The following is a 229-nucleotide window of genomic DNA, read 5'->3' on the forward strand; positions in this document are numbered from 1 at the left end:
GGCGAGAATGGCACGCTTTGCGAACTGGTCACGAAGCACCTTCATTTCCAGCACTAGATCCAGAAAATCACCGTTTTAAGCAAGGATAGGCTGTCAGTTTGAGTCCGCCCTCGCGTGACATCGCGGGTGACCCTACGCCAGCGCGGCCCTGATCTTTTCGGCATTGGCGGCAAGCACGGCACCGTCCTCCATCTTGCCGGAATGCGGCTTGAGGGCCGTGCCCTCATGC

General features: G+C 59.0%; 1 pseudogene. It reads right to left on the reverse strand.

Going from position 1 to position 229, the window contains the following annotated elements:
- Positions 1-132: 132 nt before the first annotated feature.
- Positions 133-229: pseudogene (locus tag AF337_RS29745) on the reverse strand (HIT family protein); the annotation flags it as partial.

Origin of the sequence: Rhizobium ecuadorense, from assembly GCF_001187535.1 — a bacterium.
Classification (GTDB): domain Bacteria; phylum Pseudomonadota; class Alphaproteobacteria; order Rhizobiales; family Rhizobiaceae; genus Rhizobium; species Rhizobium ecuadorense.